General features: G+C 62.0%; 13 protein-coding genes. 11 read left to right on the top strand and 2 right to left on the bottom strand.

The features are described 5' to 3' along the window. The first annotated feature begins 6 nt into the window (after nt 1–6). The 7 genes from ACILSI_RS15375 (at nt 7) to ACILSI_RS15405 (ending at nt 5,781) form a co-directional block, all read left to right on the top strand. Nucleotides 7–1,362 carry a TolC family protein gene (locus tag ACILSI_RS15375; protein ID WP_395722778.1) on the top strand — a complete coding sequence of 452 codons (1,356 nt, stop codon included), beginning with the start codon at nt 7–9 and terminating at the stop codon, nt 1,360–1,362. Between the two features lie 21 nt (nt 1,363–1,383). Continuing rightward, complete coding sequence (locus ACILSI_RS15380) at nt 1,384–2,394, top strand: 2-hydroxyacid dehydrogenase (protein WP_395722779.1); 1,011 nt, start codon at nt 1,384–1,386, stop codon at nt 2,392–2,394. Between the two features lie 351 nt (nt 2,395–2,745). Next, nucleotides 2,746–2,979 (top strand): hypothetical protein, encoded by a 234-nt coding sequence (locus tag ACILSI_RS15385; RefSeq protein ID WP_395722780.1) that lies wholly within the window; start codon nt 2,746–2,748, stop codon nt 2,977–2,979. Nucleotides 2,980–3,026: 47 nt separating this feature from the next. Continuing rightward, nucleotides 3,027–3,344, top strand: a complete 318-nt coding sequence (locus tag ACILSI_RS15390) for a hypothetical protein (RefSeq protein ID WP_395722781.1) — start codon at nt 3,027–3,029, stop codon at nt 3,342–3,344. Further along, a complete protein-coding gene (locus ACILSI_RS15395) occupies nt 3,341–3,820 on the top strand; it encodes a hypothetical protein (protein ID WP_395722782.1) in 480 nt (159 codons plus the stop codon). The genes ACILSI_RS15390 and ACILSI_RS15395 overlap by 4 nt, the downstream gene beginning before the upstream one ends. After that, nucleotides 3,817–4,392 (top strand): RNA polymerase sigma factor, encoded by a 576-nt coding sequence (locus tag ACILSI_RS15400; protein ID WP_395722783.1) that lies wholly within the window; start codon nt 3,817–3,819, stop codon nt 4,390–4,392. The genes ACILSI_RS15395 and ACILSI_RS15400 overlap by 4 nt, the downstream gene beginning before the upstream one ends. A 48-nt stretch (nt 4,393–4,440) precedes the next feature. Then, a complete protein-coding gene (locus ACILSI_RS15405; protein ID WP_395722784.1) occupies nt 4,441–5,781 on the top strand; it encodes a hemolysin family protein in 1,341 nt (446 codons plus the stop codon). Nucleotides 5,782–5,786: 5 nt separating this feature from the next. Here the strand turns inward: ACILSI_RS15405 and ACILSI_RS15410 are convergent, their stop codons facing one another. Together ACILSI_RS15410 and ACILSI_RS15415 are read right to left on the bottom strand one after the other, a co-directional pair. Continuing rightward, a complete protein-coding gene (locus tag ACILSI_RS15410) occupies nt 5,787–6,722 on the bottom strand; it encodes a sodium:calcium antiporter (RefSeq protein ID WP_395722785.1) in 936 nt (311 codons plus the stop codon). Between the two features lie 21 nt (nt 6,723–6,743). Next, entirely contained in the window at nt 6,744–7,184 is a 441-nt protein-coding gene (locus tag ACILSI_RS15415) for a universal stress protein (RefSeq protein ID WP_395722786.1), read from the bottom strand. Nucleotides 7,185–7,371: 187 nt separating this feature from the next. Here ACILSI_RS15415 and ACILSI_RS15420 point away from each other — a divergent pair, with 187 nt between their 5' ends. From ACILSI_RS15420 to ACILSI_RS15435, 4 genes are all read left to right on the top strand, one after another. Then, a complete protein-coding gene (locus tag ACILSI_RS15420) occupies nt 7,372–7,638 on the top strand; it encodes a DUF2934 domain-containing protein (RefSeq protein WP_395722787.1) in 267 nt (88 codons plus the stop codon). A gap of 35 nt (nt 7,639–7,673) precedes the next feature. Further along, nucleotides 7,674–8,594 (top strand): universal stress protein, encoded by a 921-nt coding sequence (locus ACILSI_RS15425; RefSeq protein ID WP_395722788.1) that lies wholly within the window; start codon nt 7,674–7,676, stop codon nt 8,592–8,594. Nucleotides 8,595–8,635: 41 nt separating this feature from the next. Next, the gene (locus ACILSI_RS15430) at nt 8,636–9,700 is read left to right on the top strand and encodes a zinc-binding dehydrogenase (RefSeq protein WP_395722789.1); all 1,065 of its coding nucleotides are present in this window, start codon (nt 8,636–8,638) and stop codon (nt 9,698–9,700) included. 35 nt (nt 9,701–9,735) lie between these two features. After that, the coding region (locus tag ACILSI_RS15435; protein ID WP_395722790.1) for a universal stress protein at nt 9,736–10,164 on the top strand (429 nt) is incomplete at its 3' end.

Genomic DNA, 10,164 nt, shown 5'->3' on the forward strand with positions numbered 1-10,164 from the left:
GCCGAAATGCCCAAGCCACTTCTGCTTCAAGAAGTGCTGGCTTCAGTGCAGACGCAGTATCCGCCTTACCTCGCCGCGTTGATCGAGCAGGACATCGCGAACGGGCGTGTTCGGCAGGCTCAGGGCGCTTTCGACCTCAATCTGAACTCCGGCGGCACGATGAATCTGGCCGGTTACTACGATGGCAAAACCGGTTACGCCATGCTGGAGCAGCCGCTGCCATTCTGGGGCGGCAGCGTGTATGGCGGCTACCGCTTGAGCAGCGGCTTCCTGCCGAACTACAACAAAGAGCGCACCGGCGTCGATGGCGAGGGCGTGCTCGGCTTTCGCATCCCGCTGTTACGAGATGGCACCATCGACCGCCGCCGCGCCAGCCTCTGGCAGGCGCAAATCGACCAAGAACTCGCCGATCCCATCATCCTGAGGCAATACCTCGACTTCACTCGATCCGCCACGCTCAGCTACTACACTTGGCTCGCTGCCGGGCAGCGCCTCAGCATCACTGAAGAGCTGCTTCGCATCGCCAAAGACCGCGATAGCGCCATCGCTGAGCAAGTGAAGAAGGGTGCGAGCGCCCCCATCGTGCAGATCGACAACCAGCGCCTCGTCGTCAGCCGCGAAATCGCCACCGTGCAGGCCCTGCGGCGCTTTCAGGCCTCCGCCATCGAGCTTTCGCTCTTCTTCCGCACCCGGGAAAAAGCCGAGCCTATCATCGCCGAGCGAAATCGCGTGCCCAAAGCCTTCCCGCCGCATCCGCGCCTCGATGAAAGCCAGCTCACCGCCGACATCGCCAAAGCGGCTGTTTTTCGTCCCGAGATCCGCCGCATCGAACTCCTCGTCGAGAAGGTCGAAATCGACCGCAAGCTTGCGAAAAACAACCTGCTGCCGAATCTCGACATGGGCATCGAAGCAGGTCAATTCCTCGGCGGAAACCGACCACGAGACATTGAGCAAAACGAGGTTGAAGCCAAAATCGAGTTCAAACTGCCGCTGCAGCGTCGCGACGCCAAAGGCCGCATCGACGTCGCCGACGCACTCATCGAACGCCTCAACAATGACAAGCGTTTCGCCCGCGACCGCATCGCCGCTGACGTGCGTGACAGCTATAGCGCCCTCCTCGCTGCCTACGACGCCCTCAAGATGACACGTCGAAATGTCGAACTCGCCCGCCAGCTCGAAGCCGCCGAAAACGAGCGCCTCAAACAAGGCGCAACGGATTTGCTCGCCCTCCAGATCCGCGAGCAGGCCACCTTCGACGGACAGGTTCTCGAAGTTGAAGCCCAGGCCGATTACTTCCGAGCCCAGGCCAACTACCGCGCCGCCATCGCCGCTGATGCTCCCATAAACCTGACAAGGCGATAACAGGAATACTTTATGATTAGTATGAAGCCGGTCCTTGCCGTTACTTTTTACGACACGAAACCTTATGATCAGAAAGCCTTTCTGGATGCTGCGGTCGGTGAGCAAGGCATCAAGGGGCATTTTTACGACTTTCGCCTGAGTGCAGAAACTGCGGCTTCGGCGGCGGGATGCGAGGCGGTTTGCGTGTTTGTGAATGATCGCGTGGACGCGGCCTGCGTCGAGGTGCTCGCGGGGCTGGGTGTGCGGCTCATCGCGCTGCGCTGCGCGGGGTTTAACAACGTCGATCTCGCCGCGGCGAAGGCGCATGGCATCGCCGTGGTGCGTGTGCCGGCCTATTCGCCGCATGCGGTGGCGGAGCACACGGTGGCGCTGCTGCTCACGCTGAACCGGCAGATCCACCGTGCCTACAACCGCGTGCGTGACCTCAATTTCTCGCTGCACGGACTGGTGGGTTTTGATGTGTTTGGCAAGACCGTCGGCATCATCGGCACGGGGAAGATCGGCCAGGTGGCCGCCGAGGTCTTTTGCGGCTTTGGCGTGCGTCTGCTGGGCTATGATCCGTTTCCAAAACCGGAGTGGGCCGCCTCCTGCGGGCTTCAGTATGTGTCCCTCGATGAACTGCTGGCGGCGAGTGACATCGTGAGCCTGCATCTGCCGCTCACGCCTCAGTCCAAGTATCTCATCAACGAGCAAACCGTGTCCCGCATGAAGCGTGGAGCCATTTTGATCAATACGAGCCGTGGCAAGCTCATCGACACCACTGCCGTGATTGATGCCCTGAAGACCGGGCACCTCGGTGGCGTGGCGCTTGATGTGTATGAGGAGGAGGAAGGCATCTTCTTTGAGGATCACTCCGGTCGTCCGCTGCAGGACGATGAACTCTCGCGCCTGCTGACCTTTCCGAACGTGCTGATCACTTCTCACCAGGCCTTTCTGACGCATGAGGCGCTGGCGCAGATCGCCAGCACCACGCTCGACAATCTTCAGCGCTTGCGGAATGGCGAGACGTGGAAGGAAGGCAGCCTGCTGTAAGAGTGCGATCTCTCAAAGTCGCTGAGTGAAGCAATGCGTGCCACACCGGGCATGCATTCGACCAAATGAACGGTCGAGGGCAGTCTCCGACACCATCTTCATCGGTGCATGACGCCAATGTGTGCCAATCATCTGCGAGACTTTACATAGATCTTAGCCTCCAAACGAGGATGCTGCAGCAAGAGGTCAATCAAAGCTGCAAAACCCAGACCAGTTCAGTCGTCTCAGATGTCACTGGTTGATTTCTCCGGGATTTCTTGAGGGATGGAAACACCTGCGGGGTAGCACCTGATGAGCGCGACTAACCGCCGCTCTCATCAAAACCAACCAACCTAAAACACACACCCAACCATGAAACCTACCCTGCTTGCGATCCTCGCCGTGACTACCCTTGTCTCGTGCAACGCGCCTTCCGTGCCCAGCCTCACGCACACCTACAATGGCAAGCCCGTGCTCACTCGTGCCAGCCATCCCTCCGGTGGCAGGATGACCGAGGTGGACGGCGTTTACCTTGGCCGCCGCTACTATCATCCGCCAGGAGCCAAGACGGGACTCGCCTGGATTGACGTATATGGTCAGCGCTGATCCATGCGGCTGCCTGCTTTCACCCCAAAACCAACCCTGCACCTGCCATGAAGCCCAATGATCCCGATCCACTCGATGATCTGCTCGCCCAGTGGCAGGCACCGCAGGCCGAGACGCCGCCAGAATTCCGTCGCGAGGTCTGGCGGCGCATTTCCGCCGCTGAATCCGAACCCGGTTGGATCGAAAAACTCGCCTGGTGGCTCCTCCGGCCAAAGCGCGAGGTTCTCATCGTCGCCGCAGCCGTCGTCATGGCCGTTCTGTGGGGCCTCACGCATCCACCGGAGCCAGAGTTCACGCCGCATGACGCCTACGTCATGTCCGTGAGTCCCTTTGATCCGCATCACCTCAATGGTCGCTACCCATGACACCCGCCGGACGCATCGCTGCTTTTGTTTTTCTGACCGTCGCTGCCGCCGGAGCCGCTCTCTGGGCCACGCGGGAGAGTCTGCGCCCTCGCGAGAGCCCGCAGGAGGTCGGCCTCCGCTGGCTGAAGACCGCGTATCACCTTGATGATGCCACCTTTGAAAAAGTCAGCGCCCTGCACCGCGACTACTTCCGCCAGTGCGACAAGATGTGCCGCCAGATCAACGAGGCCGACCGGCCCCTGCTCTGGCGTGCCCGGCATCGCAGCAACCGCCAGCCCGGCGAGTTCGACGCGCAGTTCACCCACGATCAAATCGTCTGCGGCGAATGCGAAAAGGCCGCCACCGAGCACCTGCGGCAGGTCGCCGCCCTCATGCCGGGCGAGACCGGCCAGCGCTTCCTCGACGACATCCTGCCCGTGATGCAGCAGCAGCGCCGCGTGCATGACGAGAACCTCTCCTCCAACATCCGCCGATGAGCAGCCCCGCTCGTGACGAGCTCGATGCCGAACTCATGCGCACCCTGGCCGAGGGCGATGACCTCGCGTTGAACTGCCTGATGGATGCCTGGAGCCAGCCGCTCATCAGCTACCTCATGCGCCTTACCGGCAGCCACGCCACCTCGTGTGATCTGGCGCAGGAAAGCTTCGTCCGCGTTCACCGACACCGCTTGGAGTATCGTACCTCACAAAAGTTCTCCACCTGGCTCTTTGCCATCGCCACGAATCTCGCCCGCAACCATGCCCGCTGGCGCTCCCGCCATCCCGAGATCCTCACCGAGCCTGAGAACCTCCGCGAGCTGCCCGTCGCAATCACCAGCGCCTCACCCGATGAGCAGGCCGCTGCCAACGAACGTCTCGCCGCTTTGCAAAAAGCAATCGGCGAGCTGCCGCATGACATGCGCGAGGTCCTCATCCTCTCCACCTGGCACGGTCTCAGCCACGCCGAGATCGCCGGCGTGCAGGACACCACGGAAAAAGCCGTCGAAGTGCGCCTCTACCGCGCCCGCAAGCTGCTACGTGAGATGCTCGGCGAACATCTGGCCTCATAGCATCGAAGGCGTGGGGAAGAGTCTTGAGTGCCGTGATTTGCGAATAGCATGCTTATCGCCATCTTCAGCCAGCCATTCATGACCGAACTCCTCCTCATCCTCCTCCTGCTCATTCTGAACGGCATCTTTGCCATGGCGGAGATCGCCATCGTGTCGGCGAAGAAGGCGCGGATGATGGAGCGGGCGGAAAAGGGCAGTGGCGGAGCCAAGCTGGCGCTGAAGCTGGCGGAGAATCCGGAGCGCTTTCTGAGTACGGTGCAAATCGGCATCACGCTGGTGGGCGTGCTGGCGGGGGCGTTTGGTGGGGCGAGTCTGGCGGGCTATGTGACGCCGTGGCTGAAGGGGGTGCCTTTGCTGGCCGGGCATGAGGAGCAGATCGCGTTTGGGCTGGTGGTGGCTTTTATCACCTACTTGTCGCTGATCATTGGCGAACTGGTTCCGAAGAGTCTGGCGCTGCGGAATGCGGAAGGCATCGCCTGTGTGATGGCGGGGCCGATGGACTGGCTTTCACGGGTGGGGAGTCCGCTGGTGTGGGGGCTGGAGCTGAGCACGCGGGCGTTGATGCGTTTCTTTGGCAAATCAGAAGCGCCGAGCGGCCCGACGACGGCGGAGGTGGAGGTGCTGCTGCGTGAGGGACTCATCACCGGCAATGTGCGCCATGAGGAGAGCGAGCTGGTGGAGGGCGTCTTTGACCTGCGGGAGCTGAAGGCGGAGGAAATCATGCGCCCGAAGCCGAAGGTGATTTTTCTGCATGTGGACGACACGGCGGCGAGCGCGGCGGAAGAGCTGGGCGATGGCGTGCGGCAGGTGGTGTTTCCAGTTTATGGAGAAACCCGCGATCATGTGGAGGGGATGGTGTCCCTCCGGGCCTTGTTTCTCTCCGTGGCTGCCGGGAAGACGCAAAAGGTGGGCGAACTGATGCGCGAGCCGGTTTTCGTCTCCGACAATCAGCCGGCGCTGACGCTGCTGGAGGAACTGCGCAAGGCCTCGCACCACGCTGCGATGGTGACGGACGAGTTTGGCATCGTGCGAGGCATGGTGACGATCGAAGATCTTGCGGAGGAAGTGGTGGGCGACCTCAAATCCAACCGCCCTGACGCTTCCCATTGTCCGCAAGTGCGTGAGAACGGTCCGCAAAGCTGGCTGGCCGATGGCATGGCCGAGATCGACACCGTGAACGCCACGGTTCCTGGATTTGAGGCGGTGACAAACGCCGAGGCCGACGCCTTCCAAACCCTCGCCGGCTTCATCATGCAGCACCTCGAGCGCCTGCCGCATGAAGGCGAAAAATTCACCGTCGGCGGTTTCGAGATCGAAATCATCGACATGGACCGACAGCGCATCGACAAGGTTGGAGTGAGGCTTCTGCCAGCCGCTCCAGCCTCGTAAACCATCTATTGGGCGGCCGTTTGCCGCATCGTGATGGCGATGAACGCGACGTAGGCCAGTAGCAGCGCAAAACCCCGCCAGCGGCCAAGATGTCCGGCGCGGCCTGGCAGGATCAAAAGAGTGCTGATGAGGCCGAAGGCGAGGCTGGGCAGGATTTCAGGCAATTGTACCGCATACGGCTGGATCATCGCCGCCACCGCCGCGATGAAGAGCACGCTGAAAATGTTGCTGCCAAGGATGTTGCCGACTCCCACATCGTGATGACCCCGGGCACGGGCGATGAGGGTGTTGGCGAGCTCCGACGTGCTCGTCGCCGCCGCGACGACCACGGCCCCGACGATGAAGGGCGACCAGCCGAGCGCCTGTGCGATGCCTTTGCCGCCATGCACCACGAATTGCGCCGCCACGATGAGCAGGCCGAGGCCGAACAGCGTGGTGAGTATGGTTCTGGCCGGTGAGACGGTATCCGCGGCTTCCGGCGTGGCGGCGGCATGACGACGCGCATGGCGGGTGACGATGATCAGCCAGCCGAAGAAGCCCGGAAGTATGAACGCGGCATCAAAGAGCGAGAACCAGCCATCCATGAGCAGCGCATAAACCGCGCCGGGCACCAGCAGGCTGATGAACCAGTCCCGCCGCACGCCATCATCCTCCGCCTTCATGCCCGAGAGGGCCAGCACGAGGGCGAGCACCAGCGCCACGTTCACCACGTTGCTGCCGAGGACATCGCCAAGGGAAATCTCCGGCACGCCCTCCAACGCCGCGTGGATGGCGACGATCAGTTCCGGCGACGAGGTGCCAAACGCGGCCACAGTGACGCCGATGACCGCGGAGGGCCAGCGCAGCCACCGAGCGAGGCCCACGCCGCCGCACACGAAGCAGTCTCCGCCAAACCAGGCGAGAACGACGCCTGCAAGCAGCATCCCAAGAGAAGTGTACATGAACAAAAGGATGGCAGGAGGCTAACGCACTACTAGGACGCTGCATGGCGCATGGCGCACGACCTTCTCGGTCACGCTGCCGAGAAGAGCATGCTTCAGGCCGGAATGTCCGTGGGTGGGCATGAGGATGGCATCGACTTTGGCTTCGTCCGCAGTCTGGCAGATCACCTCCGCCGGGCGACCGTCTTGGACGAGGGTGCAAATGGTCGCGCCCTTGCCAAACGCCTCGGTCACCAGCTTTGCCAGGCTCTTCTCCGCCTCCGCTTTCATTTGGGCGTGCAGGTCGCTCGTCTGCACGCGGAGCCCCTGATACGCGGGCTCGGTCACATGCAGCAGGAGGACTTCGACGCCGGTTTTGCGATGCATCGCGGCAGCGGCATGGACGGCGGTGGAGGCGCATTCGGAAAAGTCCGTCGGCACCAGGACTTTCCGCCAGAGGTCAGGAGTGGATGGGGCATTCATGGCATCTCATGGATGCGCGAGCCGCGGGCACGCGGCAAGCCTGTGTCGTTCATTTGAATGTCACGGCATGCAGCCATTCTTGCGCCTCATTCGCCTATTCCTGCGCTTCTTGAGTCGAAAGCCAAGCACCGGTGTATGATCCTTGGGTGGGGCGCTTGCTGATCCTTCAACCCGAATGATTAACACCATGAAAACAGCCAAAAAAACCAGCCCTGCACCCAAGGCCGCGTCGAAGACTGTCGCCGCGACGGGTGCCATGTCAGTGAAGAAAAAAACCACCTCCGCCAAGCCTGTGCGCAAACGGTCGGCAGCGGTCGCAACGCCAACGCCGATACTGGCCACCGAGGTGGAAATCGCCACGCTTGCCTACTTCATCTATGAAAGCGAAGGCTGCCCTGCCGGGCGTGAGCTGGATCACTGGCTGGAGGCGGAGGCTCAACTGCCGGGCCGGTGAAGATCATTTCCCAAACATTGAGATGCAGCCCTTTCATGAGCACTAACCCTGACCTTCCCATGCACCAGCCAAAGTCATCCCGCTTTAGCCACATCCTGTCTCCGGTGGATTTCTCCAAACCTTGCCTGCACGGCCTTGCTGCGGCCGTGAGCCTCGCCAGACGCAGCGGGGCCAAGCTCACCCTGCTGCATGTGGTCAAACATTTGCCGCATGGCTCGCATGTGGTGCTGGATGCCGCTGGCCTCCGGCAGGACTGGCTGCGGGACGCACGTGAAAAGCTCGCGGAGTTTGTGGCGGCCCATGTGCCGGAGGATGTGCCAGCGGAGCGTGTGGTGAGAGAGGGCAAGGCCTTCGATGTCATTGTGCGGGAGGCCGGAAAGCGGGGCTGTGATCTCATCGTGACGGCCACGCACGGCTACACCGGGCTGGCACATGTGCTCATCGGCAGCACGGCGGAGCGCGTCGTGCAGCACGCGGCCTGCCCTGTGCTGGTGGTGCGCGGACGCGGTGAAACCCATGCCGCCGAGCTGGCTCCGCGCTGGATTCTGGTGCCCACGGATTTCTCGGAGAACTCCCGCAAGGCCTTCCCGCTGGCCTCGGCACTGGCCGCCGATTTCGGCGCGAAAATCATCCTCGCGCATGTGAAGCCCGGCATCCAGATGACGGGCGAGATCCCGCTGAACTTCACGCAGCAGCAAATTGATGCCATCCATGCGCAGGCGGAGACGCGGCTGCGGAAGTTCCGCTCCGAGCACTTCGGCGAGGAACTGGACACCACGACGCTGGTGCTCGAAGGCGATGCCCATCAGTGCCTGGTGAAAGCCATCACTTCAGACGACCCCGGCCTCATCGTCATCGCCACGCACGGTCACACCGGCTGGGAACATGCGCTCATCGGCAGCACGGCGGAGCGTGTGGTGCGTCACGCGCCCTGTCCGGTGCTCGTGGTGCGCTGAGCAGGACTCTTTTTCAATCAACCACCCATCCAAAAACCACCATGCAAACCATGCTCGCCACCGTGTTTCACGGCGTTAATGACATCCGCGTCGATTCCGTGCCCAGGCCGTCCGCCGGCCCGGGCGAGGCGGTTTTGCGAATCACCGCCACCACTATCTGCGGAACGGATCTCCACATCGTGCGCGGCGAGTATCCGGTGAAACCGGGGCTGATCATCGGCCATGAGCCGGTGGGCGTCATCGAAGAACTCGGCGCAGGCGTCACGGGCTACAACATCGGCGACCGAGTGCTCGTCGGGGCCATCACGCCTTGCGGACAATGCCGTGCCTGTCTTTCCGGCCAGCACTCGCAGTGCGGCCACGGCTCAGGTTGTCAGGCGATGGGCGGATGGCGTTTTGGGAACACGATCAACGGTGCACAGGCGGAGTATCTGCTGGTGCCGTATGCGCAGGCGAATCTGGCAAAGATTCCTGATGAGGTGACCGACGAACAGGTGGTCATGCTCGCTGACATTGCCTCCACCGGCTTCGGTGGCGCGGAGAGCGGCGGCATCAAGATCGGGGACACCGTGGTGGTCTTTGCGCAAGGCCCCATCGGGCTGTGCGCCACGGTGGGTGCGAAACTGATGGGAGCCACGCTAATCATCGGAGTCGATGGTGATGAAAACCGTCTGGCCATGGCCCGCAAGATGGGAGCCGATGTCACCCTCAACTATCATGAGTGCAATGTCGTCGAGGAGGTGCTGAAGCTCACCGGCGGCGGCGTGGATGTGGCCATCGAAGCTCTCGGCACCCAGGAAACCTTTGAATCCTGCCTGCGCTGTCTGCGTCCGGGCGGCACGCTGTCCAGCCTCGGCGTCTATTCAGGCAAGCTCCAAATACCGTATGAAGCCTATGCCGCAGGGCTGGGAGATCACCGCATCATCACCACGCTTTGCCCCGGTGGGAAGGAGCGCATGCGCCGCCTCATCAACGTGGTCCAGTCGGGCCGTTTTGATCCCACGATGCTCGTGACGCACCGCTTCTCGCTGGCGGACATCAAGCAAGGTTACGAGGTCTTCGGCAATCGCGCGGAAGGCGTGCTCAAAGTGCTGATCACGCCCTGATGCTCTGCTTTTCCATCCGATACAAACACATCACCATGAACACGCTTCAAACCATCCTCGTTCCCGTGGATTTCTCTACCGGCTCACGCTCGGCACTCGAACAAGCCTCACGTCTCGCCGGGCTCAATGGAGCCAGCCTTCACGTCATGCATGTGGTGGACACTGCCGCCGTGTCCTCACAGGCGGACAACCGCAACACGAGCTTTGAGCGTCAGGCCGCCATTGCCTCCGAGGGAGCACGGGATGCGCTCGTGCGCTGGCTGGCACAGGCTGGAGCACCTGCTGGCTGCCAGAGTACCATTGTCGTGGGCGTGCCGCTGCATGAGATCCTGGAACACGTCAAAACGCAGAACCCCGATTTGGTCGTGGCCGGGATCACGGGCGCGGGAGAATCCAAAGCGGGTGCCGGATCACTGGCCCACCGCCTGGCCCGCCAAGTTCCAGGCAAGGTCCTGCTGGTCCGA

This window comes from Prosthecobacter sp., assembly GCF_044232965.1.
GTDB lineage: Bacteria > Verrucomicrobiota > Verrucomicrobiia > Verrucomicrobiales > Verrucomicrobiaceae > Prosthecobacter.